This window comes from Bacteroides parvus, from assembly GCF_017309675.2.
GTDB lineage: Bacteria > Bacteroidota > Bacteroidia > Bacteroidales > Bacteroidaceae > Bacteroides > Bacteroides uniformis.
This window is the reverse complement of record NZ_CP084680.1, coordinates 338,635-359,397: the sequence shown is the minus strand read 5'-3', so window position 1 is coordinate 359,397 and position 20,763 is coordinate 338,635. Positions and strand designations below refer to the sequence as shown.

At 43.1% G+C, this 20,763-nt stretch carries 21 protein-coding genes and 2 pseudogenes; 18 read left to right on the top strand and 5 right to left on the bottom strand.

All coding sequences use genetic code 11. The features are described 5' to 3' along the window. Positions 1 to 8 precede the first annotated feature (8 nt). Positions 9 to 374 (bottom strand): helix-turn-helix domain-containing protein, encoded by a 366-nt coding sequence (locus JXR92_RS01500; RefSeq protein WP_138344606.1) that lies wholly within the window; start codon positions 372 to 374, stop codon positions 9 to 11. A gap of 4 nt (positions 375 to 378) precedes the next feature. Further along, the gene (locus JXR92_RS01495) at positions 379 to 672 is read right to left on the bottom strand and encodes a type II toxin-antitoxin system HigB family toxin (protein ID WP_138344605.1); all 294 of its coding nucleotides are present in this window, start codon (positions 670 to 672) and stop codon (positions 379 to 381) included. A 232-nt stretch (positions 673 to 904) separates the two neighbouring features. Between JXR92_RS01495 and JXR92_RS01490 the strand changes: the two genes are divergently transcribed. Beyond that, positions 905 to 1,993: a site-specific integrase gene (locus JXR92_RS01490; RefSeq protein WP_226791239.1), complete on the top strand. Its 1,089-nt coding sequence runs from the start codon at positions 905 to 907 to the stop codon at positions 1,991 to 1,993. A gap of 496 nt (positions 1,994 to 2,489) precedes the next feature. Here the strand turns inward: JXR92_RS01490 and JXR92_RS01485 are convergent, their stop codons facing one another. Next, complete coding sequence (locus JXR92_RS01485) at positions 2,490 to 2,642, bottom strand: hypothetical protein (protein ID WP_226791237.1); 153 nt, start codon at positions 2,640 to 2,642, stop codon at positions 2,490 to 2,492. Positions 2,643 to 2,660: 18 nt separating this feature from the next. Between JXR92_RS01485 and JXR92_RS01480 the strand changes: the two are divergent. Continuing rightward, positions 2,661 to 2,852, top strand: a pseudogene (locus tag JXR92_RS01480) (site-specific integrase); the annotation flags it as partial. Positions 2,853 to 2,933: 81 nt separating this feature from the next. Continuing rightward, positions 2,934 to 3,551, top strand: coding sequence for an FAD:protein FMN transferase (locus tag JXR92_RS01475; protein WP_005825771.1), 618 nt, complete (start codon positions 2,934 to 2,936; stop codon positions 3,549 to 3,551). A gap of 98 nt (positions 3,552 to 3,649) precedes the next feature. Here the strand turns inward: JXR92_RS01475 and JXR92_RS17420 are convergent, their stop codons facing one another. Continuing rightward, positions 3,650 to 3,760: a helix-turn-helix domain-containing protein gene (locus tag JXR92_RS17420; protein ID WP_229031962.1), complete on the bottom strand. Its 111-nt coding sequence runs from the start codon at positions 3,758 to 3,760 to the stop codon at positions 3,650 to 3,652. 439 nt (positions 3,761 to 4,199) lie between these two features. Between JXR92_RS17420 and JXR92_RS01465 the strand changes: the two genes are divergently transcribed. Together JXR92_RS01465 and JXR92_RS01460 are read left to right on the top strand one after the other, a co-directional pair. Continuing rightward, positions 4,200 to 4,505, top strand: coding sequence for a hypothetical protein (locus tag JXR92_RS01465; protein ID WP_005859437.1), 306 nt, complete (start codon positions 4,200 to 4,202; stop codon positions 4,503 to 4,505). A 190-nt stretch (positions 4,506 to 4,695) separates the two neighbouring features. Beyond that, positions 4,696 to 6,149: pseudogene (locus tag JXR92_RS01460) on the top strand (IS1182 family transposase). A gap of 141 nt (positions 6,150 to 6,290) precedes the next feature. Here the strand turns inward: JXR92_RS01460 and JXR92_RS01455 are convergent. Further along, on the bottom strand, positions 6,291 to 6,566 hold the full coding sequence (locus JXR92_RS01455) for a hypothetical protein (protein ID WP_151881457.1): 276 nt from the start codon (positions 6,564 to 6,566) through the stop codon (positions 6,291 to 6,293). A 793-nt stretch (positions 6,567 to 7,359) separates the two neighbouring features. On the opposite strand from JXR92_RS01455, the gene JXR92_RS17480 reads away from it, so the two are divergent. The 13 genes from JXR92_RS17480 (at position 7,360) to JXR92_RS01395 (ending at position 19,679) form a co-directional block, all read left to right on the top strand. Further along, positions 7,360 to 7,569, top strand: coding sequence for a hypothetical protein (locus JXR92_RS17480; protein WP_005654431.1), 210 nt, complete (start codon positions 7,360 to 7,362; stop codon positions 7,567 to 7,569). Positions 7,570 to 7,729: 160 nt separating this feature from the next. After that, positions 7,730 to 8,182: a ferritin-like domain-containing protein gene (locus tag JXR92_RS01450; protein ID WP_008777875.1), complete on the top strand. Its 453-nt coding sequence runs from the start codon at positions 7,730 to 7,732 to the stop codon at positions 8,180 to 8,182. A gap of 102 nt (positions 8,183 to 8,284) precedes the next feature. Beyond that, positions 8,285 to 8,932 (top strand): MarC family protein, encoded by a 648-nt coding sequence (locus JXR92_RS01445; protein ID WP_005851956.1) that lies wholly within the window; start codon positions 8,285 to 8,287, stop codon positions 8,930 to 8,932. A gap of 50 nt (positions 8,933 to 8,982) precedes the next feature. Further along, positions 8,983 to 9,465, top strand: a complete 483-nt coding sequence (locus JXR92_RS01440; protein ID WP_005825794.1) for a ferritin — start codon at positions 8,983 to 8,985, stop codon at positions 9,463 to 9,465. Positions 9,466 to 9,493: 28 nt separating this feature from the next. Then, a complete protein-coding gene (locus JXR92_RS01435; protein WP_005825795.1) occupies positions 9,494 to 10,543 on the top strand; it encodes a class I fructose-bisphosphate aldolase in 1,050 nt (349 codons plus the stop codon). Between the two features lie 13 nt (positions 10,544 to 10,556). After that, positions 10,557 to 11,306: a 2,3-diphosphoglycerate-dependent phosphoglycerate mutase gene (gene gpmA, locus JXR92_RS01430; protein ID WP_005825796.1), complete on the top strand. Its 750-nt coding sequence runs from the start codon at positions 10,557 to 10,559 to the stop codon at positions 11,304 to 11,306. Positions 11,307 to 11,381: 75 nt separating this feature from the next. Next, positions 11,382 to 11,810, top strand: coding sequence for an Hsp20/alpha crystallin family protein (locus JXR92_RS01425; protein WP_005825798.1), 429 nt, complete (start codon positions 11,382 to 11,384; stop codon positions 11,808 to 11,810). Between the two features lie 101 nt (positions 11,811 to 11,911). After that, positions 11,912 to 12,409, top strand: coding sequence for an RNA polymerase sigma factor (locus JXR92_RS01420; RefSeq protein ID WP_005825799.1), 498 nt, complete (start codon positions 11,912 to 11,914; stop codon positions 12,407 to 12,409). A gap of 22 nt (positions 12,410 to 12,431) precedes the next feature. Beyond that, positions 12,432 to 13,418 carry a 6-phosphofructokinase gene (gene pfkA / locus JXR92_RS01415; protein WP_005825800.1) on the top strand — a complete coding sequence of 329 codons (987 nt, stop codon included), beginning with the start codon at positions 12,432 to 12,434 and terminating at the stop codon, positions 13,416 to 13,418. Between the two features lie 13 nt (positions 13,419 to 13,431). Further along, positions 13,432 to 15,678, top strand: a complete 2,247-nt coding sequence (locus tag JXR92_RS01410; RefSeq protein ID WP_005825801.1) for a cation:proton antiporter domain-containing protein — start codon at positions 13,432 to 13,434, stop codon at positions 15,676 to 15,678. Positions 15,679 to 15,705: 27 nt separating this feature from the next. Then, positions 15,706 to 18,264: an alpha-glucan family phosphorylase gene (glgP, locus tag JXR92_RS01405; protein ID WP_005654457.1), complete on the top strand. Its 2,559-nt coding sequence runs from the start codon at positions 15,706 to 15,708 to the stop codon at positions 18,262 to 18,264. A gap of 16 nt (positions 18,265 to 18,280) precedes the next feature. Continuing rightward, positions 18,281 to 19,090: an arginase family protein gene (locus JXR92_RS01400; RefSeq protein WP_005825802.1), complete on the top strand. Its 810-nt coding sequence runs from the start codon at positions 18,281 to 18,283 to the stop codon at positions 19,088 to 19,090. A 52-nt stretch (positions 19,091 to 19,142) separates the two neighbouring features. Then, positions 19,143 to 19,679, top strand: coding sequence for a methylglyoxal synthase (locus tag JXR92_RS01395; protein WP_005654459.1), 537 nt, complete (start codon positions 19,143 to 19,145; stop codon positions 19,677 to 19,679). Positions 19,680 to 20,763 lie beyond the last annotated feature (1,084 nt).

Sequence of the window (20,763 nt, the reverse complement as noted above, 5' to 3'; positions counted from 1 at the left end):
ATTTCATATCAGATACCTAACACTATATTCGCATCAATATTGAGTTTCCGGCTCATTTCACGAGCTACTTTAAGGGTAGGCTCGCAACGTCCCGTAAGATAGTCGCTGACACGTGAAGGGCTTACTCCAAGAAGTTCTGAAAGTTTCGCCTGATTCAATCCCATTTCATACATACGAAGTTTTATCACATCCACTAAAGAAGGTGATTTTATCGGATAGTGTTCATCTTCATAATCCGCAACAAGTTCTGACAACAAATCCAATTCTATCAGATTCTTGTCATTCAAAGGCGTATTGTCATCAACCAATGGCAGAAGCTCTTCTATTCTATCCATTGCTGCCTTATAAGCTGTTTCATTCTGAATCTTTGCCATACGTCTATATATTTTTAGCGTCAATTACATCATATTCGGCATGAGTACCGATAAAGCGAATCAAGACTGTTTTTATCGTAAACTTGATTACTACAATCAACCGATAATTGTTTCCTCTGATATTGAATACATAGTGTTGGTTGCCTACATTATCCACACTGTTAAACATCTGTTTCATATCAGCAAAACAAGTCCACTCTGCTTTCTTCACTTTCTGATACCAGTCTTCGAGTGCAGTTTCCGCGTCAGGATGCTCGGTATAATACTCGATTATTTTGCTTCTCGCTATTATTCTCATGCTTTTTGTTGTTTATGCAAAAGTAATCACTTTATATTGAAATACAAAATATTCTACCGAATTTCAGAATATACCTATTCAATGTTGCCTTAAAATATTTCCAAAACAATACTGCAAACTTTGTTTGAAAATACCTGTAAATGCCTTTTGAAAGGTCTGTTTAACTTATAATTCCAAAAATTGGGGGATATATTACCGGTAAACAATTCCGTTTACAACTAACTCAAACATCATGATTAAAATCATTAAAAACGGCGTTGTCGTGTCGGTTGTACTCGACACTCGCACCATTAATAAAGAAGGTACTTATCCGGTAAAAATCAAAGTGTATTATCAGGGCAAACCAAAGTATTATTCAGTCGGTATCTGCTTGACTTCAAAAGAAGAACTTGAAGAAGCGCTTGAAGGCAAGTCCAAAGAGTGCAGAGACATTCAGGAAGAAATCGGGAAAGAGCTCAGCCGTATTCTAAAGAATGTGGAATATCTGGCCGAACGAGGAACTTTCTCTTTTGACCGTCTGAATACAAGACTAGGAAAAAACATCGGCGGTACTATCAATGAAATGCTTGAAGCCAAGATAAAAGAACTGGATGAAAACAACAAGTTCGGTTCCAAGACTTTTTATCAAAGTACGCTCTCACTGATTAAGCGGTATAAAAGGAATAATGTACCAATTAGGGATATTACAGTTGAGTGGCTGCGTGATTTTGAGAAATTCTGCCTGAAAACAGTAAGTCAGACAACTTTGGCTATCAACATGAGAAATATTCGTGCTATCATGAATATTGCCAAATCTGCCGGAGTGATTAGAGAGGCTGATTATCCTTTCGGGAGAGGCAAATACCAGATAAAGGAAGGTGTAGGCAAGAAAAAAGCACTCAACAAGAAACAACTCAAAGCTATCGCCAATTATTCGGACGGTAACAAGTTCACAGAGTTTTATCGTGACTTATGGCTATTCATCTATTTCTGCAACGGTATCAACGTTGCAGATTTGATAAACCTTAAATTCTCTGACATTCAAAACGGAGAAATTTCGTTTATTCGTGAAAAGACAAAGGACCGTACTCGTGACACAAAACGGATTTATGCACCGATAACTCCTGAAATGCAGTCTATTATTGAAAAGTGGGGGAACAATCCGAGAAAGAGTATTTATATATTTCCTTTTATGAAAGCCGGTGATGATGCTTGGGAACATGAGAAGAAAAAGAAGAATCTCACCAAGCATATAAATGACAGAATGAAGGTTATCGGTGAGAAATTAAATATAGGCAAGATAACAACATACGTTGCGAAACACAATGCTTTTGCTATCTAACTGAAAATTAAATAGTTCTCTTGTTATTTTTATTTAATAGGTAACTATTTAGAAACGAGCGAAATTCAGCGGCTTGTTTCATCTTGCATACATTCAAAGGACGTTTTTGTTATGCAAAAATAAGGTTTTCAAGTGAGAAAAACAAAATATCCTTAGGCTTTATCTCCTAAAAACTACCAGTAATGGGGGGCTGGAAAACAATCCTCCTTTTGAAGATATTTCTCTTCTTTTATGTACATATCCGCGTATGCTTTGCGGAACAAATGTCTTTTTCTATTATTAATATTCATCATTTCCTTTTTTGCCAAACGCATCTTACTATCAGGTCTGTCCTTTTTTCTATAGTTGTGTCCCTGGCATAAGACTGTCCTGCCGGGTTACGGGTATGGAAGTGTTCCTCTTCCCCTTTGTCTGGCGGTTGCATCTCAAAGGTTCATCCCGGGCAAGGCAGCCGGTAACACAAGCAGGGCGGTCCGTCGGAGTCCACGTAATAATTTCACATTTTCTGTGTTTCTTTCTGTAAGGCTTCCTTCAGCGTCTGCTTGTCCAGTGTTTTCTGTTTCGACATGAGCAGCTGCAGGGCGCAACGGCGCACCACGTTGGTTATGGAAAGAAAGGTAAAAATAATAAAAGAATTGATTCGCTTCAATAAAAATCCAGTTTTTTTCATATCGGACATTATACCTTTGTTGTTTCGGGTATATTAAAAGGCGTGCCATAAGAAACTTTACAAAAGTATTAGGACACAAAATCAATCTTTTCTATGCAGATATATGCTGAACTGATTAACCCAAAGGTCGGAGAAGATACGGACAAAATTTTCGATAAGATTAGTTTCATATATCGCTTAGCTAATTAGAAATGTATTCTACATAGAGATACACTTGGCACAAAAAACATCGTAAGATATATAACTTGATGCAATCCTTTCCGCACAGCCATGCAAGCGTCGGAACAAACAGGCGGGATATTTGACGTAACTTGTGCACCGCTTATCAACCTGTGGGGATTTGGCTTTACAAAGTTTGACAGCATCACTCCGCAACTCGTAGACAGTATCCGCCACTTTGTAGGCTTCCGAAAAGTGCGTTTACAGGGCAACCGTGTGATGAAAGACGATCCCCGCATCCTGCTCAATTTCTCGGTGCTCGGCGGCGGTACTATCTGTAACATAATCGCGTGTTTGTTCGACCGCAAAGGCATATCGAACTATATGATAGATATCGGCGGCGAAATGATAGCGAAAGGAAAGAACCCGCAAGGGTGGAATTGGTGCATTGGCATTGTCAGACCGAAGGATGACAGTACCGGAACAAACTCCGAGCTTGAACAAATTGTGCAACTGTCGGAACGGCTGGGACTCGCAACTTCCGGCAACTACCGTAATTTCTATCTGAAAGATGGAAGGAAATACGCTCATGCCATCAATCCGATAACAGGATATCCGGTTCAAAAGGATATATTGAGTGCTACAATTATTGCCCATCAGTGCATGCTTGCTGATGCCTATGCAACGGCCTTTATGACGTTGGGGAGCCGCAAAGCCCGTCAGTTGTAGAAAGAGCATCCGGAAATTGACAATTTCATTATCTATACGGACAGTTGCGGAAACTACCGGACAGAGTACTCGCCGCGAATGAAAAGGTATCTGGCAGATTAATGTTTTCTATATTCCTGCGGAGTAGAGCCGGTGAACCGTTTAAAGAATTGGGTGAAGAACGCCGTATTTTCAAATCCCAGCGAATGGGCTATCTCCTTTACGAACATATACGCAATTACTTCGGCGTGAAAGTGACAAAGGGAGTCGCTTTCCAGTTTATGGTGAACAACCTGTTGAGCAAGGAGTGCGGCTATCGTTCGATAACATTCATGGTGAAATTGGATATTACTTTTTAACAGTAGAAGGATAATAACCAGGAGCCGTAATGGAGAGATTACTTTCGTTACGACTCCTTTCGCATGCCGTCTGCATGATTTTAACGTCTCAACTCTCTTATTCACAGTCGTTAGACCATGTGTAGCCATGTGTATCGCATTCCACATCATTGTAGAAAAAATGCCCATCAGACATTTGCATTATGCAATATGAATAATTCATAAGGGTCTGTTTTACAGCAATATGATAAATATCCATTTATTTGGCACGGTGATTGTCTATTCTTTAGCGTAAGACGATAAGATGTTTAACAATTTAATAATTAGCATTATGAAAAAGGTATTGTTTGCAGTAGCACTGGTAATGGGATTAGGTAGTTCAGTAGCATTCGCTAACAACATGGCATCAGATGTTGAAATCGTTGCAATGGTGAACGAGTTTAAACCGATTGATATAAAGGAACTCCCGCAGGCAGTTCAGGACGCCATCAAGAAAGACTATGCTGAATCCACCATTAAGGAAGCAGCCGTAGAAGTGGCAGAAGATGGCGTAAAGACTTATAAAGTAACTTTGGTTGATGCCGTCGGAACCGAAAGCGTTGTGTTTTTCAACGAAAAAGGTGAAATGCTGAAATAATTCTGAATGGTTATTTAGGATAACAGTTACATTTGCACATAAAATAAACAAGGCTGTCTCAAATAAACTTTGGGATGGCCTTTTTTGTGTCTGCAAAAAATCGGGTAAGCCCTAACTTCGCTCAGCCAGAACTTGCCCATCTCCCTAATTTTTTGTATCTTAGGGCATCAAGTAAGATATCCCAAAGATAATGTTTAAAAGTTACACATCCAACGATAATCTGCTTTTACCTCCATGTTTAGGCGATTTTATTCCCCGGAACGATCCGGTCCGGGTTGTTCACCGCATCATTGAACAGATAAACCTTGAAGCACTTTACCGTAAGTATTCCCCTAAAGGCTGTTCTGCGTACCACCCACGCATGATGCTTCAGATTCTTGTCTATGCATTTGCGTAATATCTATTCCAGCCGTCGCATAGAAGAGTTCTGTCGTAATGACATACGCTTCATGTGGCTTACCGGCAATGTAACTCCTGACCATAATACCATCAACCGTTTCCGCAGCAGCCGGCTAAAGGATGTGCTGAAGACGATATTTGCAACCATTGTAAAGTTTCTCGTGGCGGAAGGTTTTGTAAGTCTGGATGTGGCCTGTACTGACGGGACGAAGATGGAGGTGAACGCCAACCGTTATACGTTCGTCTGGGGGGCAAATCTATACATACCCGCATATCCAGAATCGCGGAACAGCTTGAGGAGATATGGCAATACGCCGAGTCCCTCACCAAGCAGGAACTGCGTGATTCCGCTCCGGTTGCCTATCAGGATATCACCCCGGAGAAAGTGGAAAAGGCACTCGGGCAGATAGATGATGCCCTGAATGGAGTGGATGCTGACAAGAAGATGAAAGCGAAGGTAAGACGTGTAAGGAAGTCATGGCCTGAACAGCTCAAGAAATATGAATCGCAGGGAAAGATACTTGACGGACGTAACAGCTACTCAAAGACAGACAATGATGCTACTTTCATGCGCATGAAAGATGACCATATGAAGAACAGACAACTCAAACCCGGATACAATCCCCAGTTCAGTACCAATAAACAGTTCATTCTGAACTATACCATCCATCAGTGTTGGGCGATACCTCCACCTATCCTCTGCATATGGATGATTTCCATTCCCTCTACGGCAGATACCCTGACGTGTCTGTCTGTGATGCCGGATACGGAAGTGAAGAGAACTATCTGTATGCTTTCAGACATGGCATTGAAACCTTTATAAAGTACAATTATTTTCATAACGAAGAAACCGACGGCATGTATTGTCCTACGGGACAGAGAATGGAAAGACTCTCCGATGCAAGGCGGGTAACAAACAACGGTTTTGTGCAGACCATATCAAGATACAAGGCACGTAACTATAAGGACTGCCCGTTAAGATGCCGGTGCTACAGAAGCCGCTCGGAAAGGATTGTACAGGTAAATCACCGTCTGAGGAAAATCAAGGAAAGAGAACGTGAAAAGCTACTCTCTGATGAAGGTCTGAAATATCGCAGTCAGCGACCACAGGATGTGGAAGCCGTATTTGGAAACCTCAAGAACAACAAGCACTTCAAGAGGTTCCATCTTCGTGGATTTAAGAAGGTTGAAATTGAGTTCGCCCTGCTAGCCATAGCATATAATCTTGCAAAAGTAGCCTCTTAGGAGGCTTATGGCAACGAAAAAGCAGTTTGAAAGGATGAAATCTTCAAAAGTAAGTTTGTAAACACCTCTTTTGAGACAGCCTCTCCTTTTTTAGTAAATTTGTATCTGTCTAATTTTTAAGCCCCTATATCCATACTCAATCTAACCAAACATCGCATGAAGTGGTACTGCTTCATCCAAATGCAACTGATAGGCACGTTCGTACATTATTTTGTGCTTGATTGTATCGTTATATCCATTGCAGCCATTATCTGTAGTCCATTTGTATCCATGACCCATTACAGACAGGCGTTGTTCAGTATGACTTATTTTTCCTCCCTGGTGTTTTTTATGGAGTATGCATTGTGCATTTTGCGGCACCGGCCAAATATCCGGATAGAGGCATAAACCGTGCACGATGGAAATATATTTTTTCATTCTACGGTTTGTGGGCTCCGTGACCATTTTCCCTTATATGTTAACCTATATGTATTGGGATACGAATATTGTCCATGCCATTATCCTCCTTTACATTTTTATTATTGTCAAATAGATAAGATACTCACGGAAGAGTGGGTTATGGCCTATACTGCCTGCGGCATCATGGTCTGTTTTTCTGCTTGTACTATATAGAGCTTAATGTACAGCTTGAGGATTTCAAAAAAATTGTGACGGGCTTTGGCAGGCAGTAATTCTAAGACTTTTAATGAAGAAAAATTAAGCCACCCCTTAAAAAAGGAGATATTTCCTTTGAAAGAATTCATTTCTTTTATTACATTTGTATTAGTCTTTTAAAAATAGAAGATTTATAGTAAAGCGTTAAGGCATTATCCAAGTTCAGGAAATCCCCAATTTCGAAACAACAATTGGATAATACATTGGACGCTCCACGTACTATTTATATAGATTTTTGTTATATATAGGCGTGGGGCTTTGTGTATTATATATTGTTGAGTATGGGGATACTTCTGAACGGTAATACCAAAGTTCCCACGCTTGACTTTATATAAACACAACTCCACGGAACAGGGTTGGCTTATTATAAACATTATGAAAGCAACTTGTTTTAAAAGCGAGACAACTGTCTCCAACGACTTCCCCCCTTCGTTTGTTACTGTCTTTTGTGGAATATTCTATCCTTTCATTTCCATCCTGTCTCTTTCGTGACATACCGTTCATTATCATAATCATACAAATTACATGCCAAGACACTTTTCTGCCTTCTCCTTCTATGGTACTAGATAATAGTAACTCCCCCTGTCACACAGAGGAAGAACTTTGGTTGCAGGTACTTTCTCTATCAAGAGAGTTGCAGGACTGTAAAGCTAGTCTGCACCATAATACTTTGGACTGTATTTCCGATAAGATTGAAGGAATAGAAAGAGAACTGGATATCTTATTGGATATTCTGCAAGGAAGACAAGACAAAAAGACACCATAGCACTATTTTTTGTGACAATTTGTCTATGCGGATAAGTATCCTATTATTTAAGCCTCGTTTAAGAATTCCGTTTTATGGGTTACCCACAATCGAATGGAATTTTTATATACAGGGAATAACACATAATATTAGTAATGGATTTTCAATATTCAGAGTGATAATGGATAAACGAATAGAAAACGCCATGAATGAGTTGATCAATACAGAAATATGGTCAACCGGTTTATACCTGTCATTGCAGGTCTATTTTGAAGATGAACGGCTTCCAATACTTAGCTCCTGGCTAAACTCCCAAGCACAGGACAATATGAACAAGGTTTATCAGATGATGAATCGGATATGCCATGATGGAGGATGTGTTGCAATCAATGAAATGAAACGGGATACACATGAATGGACAACGCCATTGAATGCCCTGAATGAATTGCTTGAACACGAGCAGTACATATCATGTCAGGTAAACACATTTCTCATATTATGCCGGAATGTGAATATGTCCTTCCATTCTTTCATCAGCGGGCTGTATGCAGACCGTATATATGTAAGTACGGTATTTATGGAATTATTACGTATCCTCGCCAAGGAAAACGAACGGAGACTACCTTATTTTTGACGGTATGGATTTAAGATTGATATTCTGCAAAATTTAATATTGCAGAATGCTATCTGGTATGTTTTTTGCGATATAATAATCGACAATAAAATATATGTCATCATGGATATATTTGTATATATAACATTGTGTTTCACTTCGCTATTCACCTTGATGGACCCGCTTGGAGTGATGCCGGTATTCCTGCAAATGACTGATGGAATGGATACGAAAGAACGCAGATGTATCGCCTTGAAAGCATGTACCATTGCATTTATCATATTAGTCCTTTTTACATTATCGGGCAGGTTCCTGTTTCATTTTTTCGGCATCTCAACAGACGGATTCCGGATTGTGGGAGGTATCATCATCTTTAAAATCGGATATGATATGTTGCAGGCACATTTCACCCATGTGAAACTGAATGAAACTGAACGAAAAGAATATTCCAAAGATATAACCATCACACCTCTTGCCATTCCGATGTTATGCGGTCCGGGAGCGATTTCCAGTGGAATAACATTGATGGAAGATGCTTCGGAATATACTTTCAAAATAGTATTGCTTGGCGTAATCGCTTTGGTCTGCATTCTTTCATTCTTTATTCTGTGCGCGTCCACCCAGCTTTTAAAAATCTTGGGAGAGACGGGAAACAATGTAATGATGAGACTGATGGGACTTATTCTGATGGTGATCGCCGTGGAATGTTTTATCAGCGGGATACGTCCGGTATTAATTGAAATTTTGAAACAAGCCCATGCTTGTTCTTAAAGAAGAGAGATAATTTGGATTTATTATTAACATTAAAAGTTTGATTCGTCATGACTGAAAAATTGCAAAATGCCCTGAATGAGCAAATCACAGCAGAATTATGGTCTGCCAACCTGTATTTATCGATGTCTTTTTATCTGGAAAGAGAGGGCTTTTCCGGAATGGCTCGCTGGATGCAGAAACAATCTGCAGAAGAGATCGGGCATGCATATGCCATTGCTGAGTACATGATTAAGCGTGAGGCAACCCCGAAAGTGGACAAGGTCGATGTGGTTCCACAAGGTTGGGGTAACCTTGTTGAAGTATTCGAACATGCTTTGGAGCATGAAAAACATGTTTCCAAACTGATTGATGAATTGGTACAGGTAGCATCCGAAGAGAAAGACAATGCCACTCAGAACTTCTTGTGGCAATTTGTTCGTGAGCAGGTAGAAGAAGAAGCGAATGTACTCAATATTGTTAGTCGGCTAAGGAAAGCCGGAGACAGTGCTATCCTTTTTATGGATGCAAAACTGGGTGAACGGGAGTCATAAACCAGAATAATCAATAAAAATAAATAAGATGAAAATAGTAGATTTATTGGGAGGACAGGCTGAGTACTACCTGAACCATACATGTAAGACGATAGACAAACAACTTATCCATATTCCGGGACCGGATATGATAGATAAGGTATGGATGAATTCCGACAGGAATATACGCACCTTGGAGAGCCTACAAGCCCTGTACGGGCACGGGCGTTTGGCCAATACCGGGTATGTCTCCATCCTGCCGGTGGATCAGGGGATAGAACATTCTGCAGGAGCGTCTTTCGCCCCCAATCCGCTTTATTTCGATCCCGAAAACATCATAAAGCTGGCCATTGAAGGAGGATGCAACGCCGTGGCATCCACATTCGGAGTTCTGGGAGCTGTGGCACGTAAGTACGCCCATAAGATTCCTTTCATCGTGAAGTTGAACCATAACGAGCTGTTGACTTATCCGAACAGCTACGACCAGGTAATGTTCGGTACGGTAAAAGAGGCATGGAACATGGGTGCTGTAGCTGTCGGCGCTACCATTTATTTCGGTTCGGAACAAAGCCGCCGCCAGATAGTAGAAGTGTCACAGGCTTTTGAATATGCCCACGAACTGGGAATGGCTACTATTTTATGGTGCTATTTGAGAAACAGCAGCTTCAAAAAGGATGAAACCGACTATCATGCCGCTGCCGATTTAACAGGACAAGCCAACCATATCGGGGTTACCATCAAAGCCGATATCGTGAAGCAGAAGCTCCCATCCAATAACGGCGGTTTCAAGGCTATCGGATTCGGAAAGACAAACGAGCGTATGTATTCGGAACTGACCACTGACCATCCGATAGACCTTTGTCGTTATCAGGTGGCGAATGGCTATATGGGACGTGTCGGATTGATCAACTCGGGCGGGGAATCCCATGGGGAATCCGACCTGCATGATGCCGTCGTAACGGCAGTAGTAAACAAGCGTGCAGGTGGTATGGGGCTGATCAGCGGTCGTAAGGCTTTCCAGAAACCGATGAAAGACGGAGTTCAACTTCTGAACACCATTCAGGACGTATATCTGGATTCTTCAATAACCATTGCATAAAGGAGAAGTATCCATGAAAAGAATAGTGTTATTACGTCATGGCGAAAGCCTATGGAACAAAGAAAACCGTTTTACCGGATGGACGGACGTGGATTTAAGCGAGAAAGGAGTCGAAGAAGCCTGCAAGGCAGGCGATGCATTACGGGAGGCCGGATTTTCTTTTGAGGCAGCTTACACTTCTTACTTGAAACGTGCCGTAAAAACGTTGAACTGTGTCCTGGACCGGCTGGATGAAGACTGGATTCCGGTTGAAAAGACCTGGCGGCTGAACGAGAAGCATTACGGCATGCTTCAAGGACTGAATAAGAGTGAGACGACGGTCCAATATGGTGAAGAACAAGTACACATCTGGCGAAGAAGCTATGACGTGGCTCCCGCTCCGGTAGGCAAAGATGATCCCCGTAATCCGGGCATGGATATCCGCTATGCCGGTGTGCCAGATAGGGAACTTCCCCGTACGGAATCCCTGAAAGATGCTATTGGGCGTGTCATGCCTTACTGGGAATGCATCATCTTTCCCGCATTGATGTATAAGGACAGCCTGCTGGTAGTCGCCCATGGCAACAGCCTGCGCGGAATCATCAAGCATCTCAAAGGGATTTCCGATACGGATATTTCCAACCTGAACCTGCCTACGGCGGTTCCTTATGTCTTTGAATTTGACGACAGACTGGTTCTTGTCAAGGACTACTACCTTGGAAACCCGGAAGAGATACGGAAACGGACAAAGGCTGTAGCCGAACAAGGTATGATCAGACGATAAAAGTCAGTCAATCAGACTGGATTGTATTGTCTTTTTGAATATTTTATTTATTAACAATTAAAAAAGGAGGTAAAAATGGTACCTGTAAAAACAAACTCAAACTGGTTGCCGAGTATTTTTAACGATTTCTTCGAGAATGAGTGGCTGGCAAAAACGGGAGTTACGGCTCCTGCCATCAATGTCATTGAGAATGACAAGGACTACAAGGTTGAAATGGCGGCTCCCGGAATGACAAAGGATGATTTCAAGGTGAATGTTGACGAGAACAACAACCTGACAATCTGCATGGAAAAGAAAGAAGAGAAGAAGGAGGAGAAGAAAGACAAGAAGTATCTCCGCCGCGAATTCTCATATTCCAAGTTCCAGCAGACCATCCTGCTGCCTGAAAATGTGGAGAAGGATAAGATCTCCGCAAAAGTCGAACACGGGATTCTGTCCATTGAAATCCCGAAAATGAAGGAGGAAGAAAAACAAAAAACTTTCAAGGCTATCGAGGTTAAATAATTCCAGATCTGGAATGTCGTAAGGTCGGACAGGCTTTTCTTGTTCGGAAAAGCCGTCCGACCTTTAACAGACACTTCCGGAACAGGGAACCGGCACAACCGATGAAGGAATTCAATTTTGAAAAAGAACTACTTGGCGTACAGGACGAACTGTTCCGTTTTGCGTACAAACTGACAGCTAACAGGGAGAAGGCGGAAGACCTGTTGCAGGATACCCTGCTCAAGGCAATGCTTCACAAAGAAAGTTACAACAAGAACACGAATTTCAAAGGGTGGCTGTTTATCATCATGCGCAACACGTTTATCAACGGTTACCGGGCGGAGGTCGGTCATACCCGCCTGTACATATCCTCCGATCCTGCATATTATTCGCGGATCATGGACGAGTCCCGTACAGAGGAGGTGGACAAGAACTATGACCTGGAAAAGATACGTAATGCCATCAAAAGTGTACCGGAGTCACATTTCATACCTTTTGAGATGTACCTGTCAGGATTCAAATACCGTGAGATAGCGGAAAGAACCGGCGTGAGTTTGGGAACTATAAAGAGCCGTATTTTTCACTGCCGGAAAAAACTGAAAGCTATATTGGCAGAATGAAACAAAACAAGAACTGAGATAGATGAAAAAAGATGAATATATAGGAATTCTGACTTCCGGAGGGGACGCTTCCGGAATGAACGCGGCTATCCGTGCCGTGACCCGCGCCGCTATTTTTAACGGATTTAAAGTGAAAGGAATTTATAGAGGTTACGAGGGGCTGATTGCCGGTGAAGTGAAAGAACTCACTACGGAAGACGTAAGCAGCATTATCCAGAGGGGAGGTACCATACTGAAAACAGCTCGCTCCGAGACTTTCATCACTCCCGAAGGACGCAAGAAAGCTTATGAGATCATACAGAAAGAGAACATCAATGCATTGATAATTATCGGTGGAGACGGTTCCCTGACGGGAGCCCGGATCTTTGCGGAGGAGTATGATGTGACGTGCATAGGATTGCCCGGCACCATTGACAATGATCTGTACGGCACCGATTTTACCATAGGATATGATACGGCCCTGAACACCATCGTGGAGTGTGTGGACAAAATCCGGGATACGGCCACCTCGCACGACCGCATTTTCTTTGTCGAGGTGATGGGGCGTGATGCGGGCTTCCTGGCACAAAACAGCGCAATAGCTTCCGGTGCTGAAGCGGCCATCATTCCGGAAGACCGGACGGACGTGGACCAGTTGGAAACATTCATCGGACGTGGATTCAGAAAGACGAAAAACAGCAGCATCGTAATTGTGACCGAAAGTCCTGAAAACAAGAATGGAGGTGCCATGTATTACGCCGACCGGGTAAAGAAGGAATATCCCGGATATGATGTCAGGGTTTCTATCCTGGGCCATCTGCAACGGGGTGGCGCTCCGAGTGCCAATGACCGCATACTGGCAAGCCGGCTGGGTGAAGCCGCAATCCAGGCCTTAATGGAAGGCCAGCGAAATGTTATGATAGGCATACGGAACAACGAGATTGTTTATGTTCCTTTTGTCCAGGCAATCAAAAAGGACAAGCCTATTGACAAAAGCCTGATCCGGGTCCTTAACGAATTATCGATCTAAAATAACCGTTAATATGTCAGAAGTTGCTCCTTTAATATCGGATCTTGCCATAATTCTGATTATTGCCGGTATTGTAACCGTCATTTTCAAGTGGCTGAAGCAACCGGTCATATTGGGCTACATTGTAGCCGGTATTATGGCGGGTCCTTCCGTTTCCCTGGTCCCGACTGTTTCCGATCCTGCCAATATCAAAATATGGGCGGACATCGGTGTCATTTTTCTGCTGTTCGCGATGGGACTGGACTTTTCGTTCAAGAAATTGATAAATGTGGGCATTACGGCTATCGTTGCCACTGTCACTATTGTATGTGGCATGATGTTCATAGGCTATACAGCGGGGAATGCAATGGGGTTCTCCCACATGAGCAGTATTTTTCTGGGTGGAATGTTGTCCATGTCGTCCACGGCCATCGTATTCAAGGCCTTCAATGACATGGGACTTCTCCAACAGAAATTCACCGGCATTGTCTTGGGGATTCTTGTCATCGAAGATCTGGTGGCGGTAGTGATGATGGTTATTCTTTCCACGTTGGCGGTAGGCAAACATTTTGAAGGGAAGGAGATGCTGGAAAGTATATTGAAGCTGGCCGCTTTCCTGATTTTCTGGTCGGCATTGGGTATCTATCTGATACCTACCCTGCTGAAGAAGATACGCCGTTTCACCAGCAACGAGATTTTATTGATAACCTCTCTGGGACTTTGCCTGGGAATGGTGATGATTGCGACAAAAGCGGGATTTTCTGCCGCATTGGGAGCCTTTGTCATGGGGTCCCTGCTGGCAGAGACCGTTGAAGCGGAAAAAATCGCACATATCGTACAGCCGGTAAAAGACCTGTTCGCTTCCATATTTTTCGTGTCGGTGGGAATGATGATCGATCCTGCCATGATGTGGGAATATGCCGTCCCTATTCTTATCCTGACATTGCTGGTACTGTCCGGTCAGGTCCTGTTCGGGAGCTTTGGTGTCCTGCTTTCCGGCCAGCCGTTGAAAATTGCCATACAGTCCGGCTTTTCACTGACACAGGTCGGTGAGTTCGCATTCATCATCGCATCTTTAGGCGTCAGTCTGAATGTCACGGACAAGTATCTCTATCCGGTCATAGTGGCCGTATCTGTCATAACGACTTTTCTTACCCCCTATATGATACGGCTTTCGGAACCGGCATACCGGTTTATAGACATCCACATGCCTGGATTCCTGAAAGATTATCTCGTACACTATACGTCCGGGGCAATGACTGTAAAACACCAGGGCACTTGGCATAAACTGATCCGGTCTATGCTGGTGTCTGTCACACTCTATCTGGTCGTATGCGTTTTTTTCATCACTTTATATTTTTCCTATGTGCATCCTTTGATTAGGAAAAGTCTGCCGGGAATGGAAGGGAACTTGTTGGGCTTCATCATCATCTTTCTTGTCATATCCCCGTTTCTATGGGCCATCATCATGAAAAAGAACAATTCAGCCGAGTTCCGTAAACTCTGGACGGACAACAAGTTCAACAGAGGGCCTTTGGTATCAATCGTACTTGTCAAAATACTGATTTGCACGATTATCATGATGAGTATCATTACCCATCTTTTCAATGTTGCCTTGGGAGCCGGGCTGGTAGTTTCTTCCCTTATCATTGCCGTCATTTATTTCTCCAAGCGGATCAAGAAACGGTCGCTGACTATAGAGAGACAATTTATGGCAAACTTTCAAGGGACGGATGGGAATGGACTTTCTACAGAAAGTGATACAGGCTCCACCCTTGGCAGCAATATCCCGTTCAAGGAATTACATTTGGCGGATTTCACAGTATCCCCTGATTCCATATATGTGGGCAGAACATTAAAAGAAAGCAGCCTGCGCACCTTGTTTCAGATAAATGTGATTTCAATCACCCGTGGAGAAAAACGCCTGGATATACCACAAGGGGAAGAGCATCTCTATCCATATGACAAGGTTACGGTCGTAGGTACGGACCGGCAGTTGGAAAGCTTCCGGACATCCATGGAGCAAAAGAAGGTAGAAAGGAACGGGAACGGAACATCCTCGCAGGATGAGATGGAAATAGGGCAATTTCCTGTCGAAGGAGGTTCACCATTGATCGGAAAGACGATCCGGGAGGCAGACATATCGGATAGCATCATTATCGGAATAGAGAGAAGTACCGTGAATATTATGAATCCAGACCCTGATACAATTTTCAAGGAGAATGATACGGTATGGATTGTCGGTAAACGAAAAATAATAAAAGGATTGAATAAAGATTAGAACTTATTTAATTTAATATAAAATGTCATGGAATATTCAAGTTATAATGTAAATACCCCTCAATGGAGGGAGATTACAGTAGGTTCACATCTTCCTGCAGAACTGCGGAAGCTTGCAGAAATCGCACATAATCTCTGGTGGACATGGAATGATGACGTAAAGAAACTGTATTGTGATTTGGACCCGGGACTTTGGAAAGAGGTGGAACAGAATCCGGTATTGTTTCTGGAGCGGATAAATTATGAAAAGCTGGTAGCGCTGGCACATGATGAGAACTTTGTCTATAAAATGGATGCCGTCTATTCCGCCTTCAAAAAATACATCGATGTGGAACCGGACCACCAGCGCCCGTCAATAGCTTATTTCAGCATGGAATACGGCTTGGATGAAGTTCTTAAGATATATTCCGGTGGTTTGGGAATGTTGGCGGGGGATTACCTGAAAGAGGCGTCGGACAGCAATGTGGACCTTTGTGCCATAGGACTTTTGTACCGTTACGGTTATTTTGACCAGTCGCTTTCCATGGACGGCCAGCAGACAGTCAATTATAAAGCGCAGAATTTCGGGCAGCTCCCGATTGAAAAGGTAATGCAACCGGATGGGAAACAACTGGTAATCCACGTCCCCTATGCCGACAGTTTTGTGGTACATGCCAATGTTTGGAAAGCCAGTGTGGGGCGTATCCCCCTTTATCTGCTGGATACGGACAATGAACTCAACAGCGAGTTTGACCGCCCTATCACTCACCATCTGTATGGAGGTGACTGGGAGAATCGGCTAAAACAGGAAATTCTGCTTGGCATAGGCGGGATGATGACGCTGAAAGCTTTGGGTATAACGAAGGATGTATATCACTGTAATGAGGGGCATGCCGCATTGATCAATATCCAGCGGCTTTGTGATTACATAAATGGCGGCTTGAATTTTGGGCAGGCCATGGAGCTGGTACGTGCTTCCTCACTTTATACCGTACATACTCCCGTACCCGCTGGTCATGATTATTTTGACGAAGGGCTTTTCAATAAATATATGAAGGGATATCCTGGCAAGTTGGGTATAACCTGGGATAACCTGATGGATCTCGGGCGTCACAATCCGGGAGACAAGGAGGAACGTTTCTGCATGTCTGTCTTCGCCTGCAAGACCTGCCAGGAGGTAAACGGCGTCAGCAAGTTACATAAATCGGTATCCCAGCAAATGTTTGCGCCGATCTGGAAGGGATACTTCCCGGAAGAGAACCATGTGGGTTATGTAACCAACGGGGTACATCTGCCTACCTGGTGTGCGGCAGAATGGAAAAAGCTTTTCAAGGACAATTTTGATGAGAACTTTTTCTGTGACCAGTCCAATCAGAAAATCTGGGAGGCTGTCTATGGCATCCCAGATGAAGAGATATGGAATACCCGGTTAAAACAGAAAGCAAAATTGCTGGACTATATCAAAAGCAAATGCAGCAAGGACTGGCTCAGGAGTCAGGTTGATCCGGCATTGAGCGTTTCCATTTTTGAGAGATTCAATCCCGATGCCCTTCTAATAGGTTTCGGACGCCGTTTTGCTACATATAAGAGGGCTCATCTTCTGTTCACGGATATAGACCGACTTGCTAGGATCGTGAATAATCCGAAATATCCGGTACAGTTCATCTTTGCAGGCAAAGCCCATCCCAATGACGGTGCCGGGCAGGGACTGATCAAGCAAATCGTGGAAATATCCCGGCGCCCGGAATTTTTAGGTAAAATCATATTCTTGGAGAATTACGACATGGACCTGGCGCGCCATCTTATCTCGGGTGTGGATATCTGGATGAATACCCCTACGCGGTTGGCAGAAGCTTCGGGTACGTCGGGCGAGAAGGCATTGATGAACGGTGTGCTTAATTTCTCCGTGCTGGACGGTTGGTGGTATGAAGGATACCGCAAGGATGCCGGATGGGCACTGACCGATAAAAGTACTTATCAGAATGAACAGTACCAAAACCAGCTGGATGCCGAAGCCATCTATTATTTGTTGGAGCATGACATCCTGCCACTATATTACGAGCATGGGGGGAAGAACTATTCGGAAAACTGGGTCAAGTATATCAAGAACTCAATCGCACAAATCGCTCCCCATTTTACCATGAAAAGACAGTTGGACGACTACTATGACAGGTTCTATAACAAGCTGTCAGAGCATTTCCATATTCTGGCAGCCGACAACTTTGCGAAGGCGAAAATGATGGCTGACTGGAAAGCAAACGTCCGGAGCAGATGGGATGCCATAGAAATCAAATCCATAGAGGCTGGGAATGGGCTGAATGCCACGGTTGAAGCCGGAAAGGAATATGAGGTGACGGTTGTCGTTGATGAGAAAGGCCTGGATGACGCAATCGGAATAGAATCGGTCATTATCAGGCATGAAGGCGGTCAGGATCACATATATGAGGTAATTCCCCTTTCGTCAGTTTCCAAGAATGGGAATTTATATACCTTTAAGGCGACATCCGGCATTTTCAACGCCGGAAGCTTCAAGCAGGCCTTCCGTATGTATCCCAAGAATGCTTTGTTACCTCACCGGCAAGATTTCTGTTATGTACGATGGTTTTAATGAACAGTAAAAGGATATGCAAAAACAACGTATGAGCGGGCAAAATCAAAAAACAGATAAACGGATAGCATGGCCGATCATCATCATGAACTTCACGGGAGTGTATGACTACGAGGCGTTTGCCCGGAACAATAAGTTTATATGGCTGGACTGTCGTCATCTTTATGGTACAGAGGGCTACTGTGACAGGGATGGTACTTTGGCTTTGAAGCGGATGATTGCTGATTATCCGGCGGAGGGAGTCCATTTCATCGATTCAGGCAATTATCATTATTTGACTAAATTCTGGACAGACAAACTCGAAACTCCGTTTTCGCTGATTGTGTTCGACCACCATCCCGATATGCAGCCACCGTTGTTTGACAACATACTTTCTTGCGGAAGTTGGGTAAAGGATATATTGGACCATAACAACAACTGCAAGAAAGTAATTATCGTAGGTGCTTCAGACAAACTGATACAGGCTGTGCCGAAAGGATATGAAAGACAAGTCCGGTTTTACAGTGAAACTACGCTCATGCACGAAGAGGGTTGGCAGGACTTTTCTTCCGGACATATCAACGGGCCGGTTTACATTTCCATAGACAAGGATGTCTTGAATCCGGCTTCGGCAGCAACAAACTGGGATCAAGGTTCTCTCAGCTTATGGGAATTGGAGAAACTGCTGGCTGTTATTCTTCAGAAAGAACAGGTAGTGGGCATTGACATCTGTGGGGAATGCTCCACAACACTCAATCTTTTTGAAGAAAAACGGGAAACCATCATGGATAGCCGGGCAAACAAAGAATTGCTCAGACTTATCCGGTCATCCTCCGGCCTTCAATAGAATTAGTTTTTTCTTGTTATTATAATTTATCATATAAAAATAATTTAGCTTTATGAAAACAATTGTTCGAAGAATTGGGCTTGTTGCACACGATGCAATGAAAAAAGACATGATAGAGTGGGTTCTCTGGAACTCGGAACGTCTGATAGGACATAAATTCTATTGTACGGGTACAACCGGTACACTAATTAAAAAAGCCCTTGAAGAAAAACATCCTGAAATCAAATGGGATATCACAATCCTGAAATCTGGTCCTTTAGGAGGTGACCAGCAAATTGGTTCGCGGATCGTAGAAGGAGAAATAGACTATCTGTTCTTTTTTACAGATCCGATGACACTACAGCCGCACGATACGGATGTGAAAGCATTGACCAGACTGGCTGGAGTTGAAAATATTGTTTTCTGCTGTAACCGTTCGACTGCGGACCACATTATTACGAGTCCTTTATTCACTGACCCAACTTACGAACGTATTCATCCGGATTATACCAATTACACGCAGCGTTTTGAAAACAAGGGAATCATATCTGAAGCAGTGGAGCAAGTGAAAAAGCGGAGGAATAAAAGTGAGAATAACATTTCCAAATGAACTGTAATAAGTAGTAGCATATTTATAAGGCTATCTAAGAAACAAGTTGTTTACATCTTTCAGAACTGGTATCTACTGAATGGTAATCTGCTTCCACCAACCAGAAGGGTTGGTGGAAAGAAACCACTTATAAAATATTTCGCTTCCTTTATGCATCCCAGTCGAAAAAGGACAAGGGCATTGCGGGTGTACATCACTCCTTTCACCTTCTTGTTTAGTCCTTCCAGCAAAGTCTTGCTACCAGTTTTTTCTGGAACTACCTTGTGAAAAATTATGCGAAAATCGCCTTTCTGTGCCCGGATTCATCCGCAGGATCCCATGCCAAAGGGACATGGAACATGCCGGTAGCTTATCCCCCACGACTCCGGAGCATCAGGGGGTAGGGACGGTTTGGCGGCAGGTTGCCGTTAAACCGTACGATTTTCGTTTAACGAAAACACAACTTGCTGTCCGCAGGAGCGGACCATGTTTCTCCAATAATTATTGTGTATCAGACCATTGTGTGGCTATTTTCCTGTGGTTTGTGGGGCTTTTCCATCAGATATTTGCCGGCTGTTCTCCCCATTAAAGGATAGATATATCTCCATGACCATGTGACTTACGCCCATAATTCGGGGATAAGGAGGCGAATATACGGAAAATCTGCCCTTTACATGCCCTATTGTCCATTAATGGATTGCTACTTCTACACTTCTGCAAATGGAGAATAACAGGTAGCCGTATACGCCTTATTGTTTTTCTTCATCGTCTCCATTAACGGATTGCTACTTCTACACTTCTGCAAATGGAGAATAACAGGTAGCCGTATACGCCTTATTGTTTTTTCATCGTCTCCATTAATGGATTGAAACTTCTACACATCTGTAAATGGAGAATAACAGGTAGCCGTATACGCCTTATTGTTTTTCTTCATCGTCTCCATTAATGGATTGATATTTATACACTTCTGCAAATGGAGATTTTGAGATATCTATATCCGGAAGGATGCGTGCTCCCTTCGCTCCCGGCTATCCCTATTTTGATATCCGGCTATATCGCAATTCTGTGATAGCATTATCCGGATAGCGTATCATACGGCTATATA

Coding starts and splice junctions, on each gene's coding strand:
- JXR92_RS01400 (WP_005825802.1), top strand. CDS start 18,281: ATGCAAAAACAACGTATGAGCGGGCAAAATCAAAAAACAGATAAACGG.
- JXR92_RS01420 (WP_005825799.1), top strand. CDS start 11,912: ATGAAGGAATTCAATTTTGAAAAAGAACTACTTGGCGTACAGGACGAA.
- pfkA (WP_005825800.1), top strand. CDS start 12,432: ATGAAAAAAGATGAATATATAGGAATTCTGACTTCCGGAGGGGACGCT.
- JXR92_RS01425 (WP_005825798.1), top strand. CDS start 11,382: ATGGTACCTGTAAAAACAAACTCAAACTGGTTGCCGAGTATTTTTAAC.
- JXR92_RS01500 (WP_138344606.1), bottom strand. CDS start 374: ATGGCAAAGATTCAGAATGAAACAGCTTATAAGGCAGCAATGGATAGA.
- JXR92_RS01495 (WP_138344605.1), bottom strand. CDS start 672: ATGAGAATAATAGCGAGAAGCAAAATAATCGAGTATTATACCGAGCAT.
- JXR92_RS01490 (WP_226791239.1), top strand. CDS start 905: ATGATTAAAATCATTAAAAACGGCGTTGTCGTGTCGGTTGTACTCGAC.
- gpmA (WP_005825796.1), top strand. CDS start 10,557: ATGAAAAGAATAGTGTTATTACGTCATGGCGAAAGCCTATGGAACAAA.
- JXR92_RS01395 (WP_005654459.1), top strand. CDS start 19,143: ATGAAAACAATTGTTCGAAGAATTGGGCTTGTTGCACACGATGCAATG.
- JXR92_RS01445 (WP_005851956.1), top strand. CDS start 8,285: ATGGATATATTTGTATATATAACATTGTGTTTCACTTCGCTATTCACC.
- JXR92_RS17420 (WP_229031962.1), bottom strand. CDS start 3,760: ATGTTCGTAAAGGAGATAGCCCATTCGCTGGGATTTGAAAATACGGCG.
- JXR92_RS01410 (WP_005825801.1), top strand. CDS start 13,432: ATGTCAGAAGTTGCTCCTTTAATATCGGATCTTGCCATAATTCTGATT.
- glgP (WP_005654457.1), top strand. CDS start 15,706: ATGGAATATTCAAGTTATAATGTAAATACCCCTCAATGGAGGGAGATT.
- JXR92_RS01465 (WP_005859437.1), top strand. CDS start 4,200: ATGAAAAAGGTATTGTTTGCAGTAGCACTGGTAATGGGATTAGGTAGT.
- JXR92_RS01475 (WP_005825771.1), top strand. CDS start 2,934: ATGCAAGCGTCGGAACAAACAGGCGGGATATTTGACGTAACTTGTGCA.
- JXR92_RS17480 (WP_005654431.1), top strand. CDS start 7,360: ATGGTACTAGATAATAGTAACTCCCCCTGTCACACAGAGGAAGAACTT.
- JXR92_RS01435 (WP_005825795.1), top strand. CDS start 9,494: ATGAAAATAGTAGATTTATTGGGAGGACAGGCTGAGTACTACCTGAAC.
- JXR92_RS01455 (WP_151881457.1), bottom strand. CDS start 6,566: ATGAAAAAATATATTTCCATCGTGCACGGTTTATGCCTCTATCCGGAT.
- JXR92_RS01450 (WP_008777875.1), top strand. CDS start 7,730: ATGGATAAACGAATAGAAAACGCCATGAATGAGTTGATCAATACAGAA.
- JXR92_RS01440 (WP_005825794.1), top strand. CDS start 8,983: ATGACTGAAAAATTGCAAAATGCCCTGAATGAGCAAATCACAGCAGAA.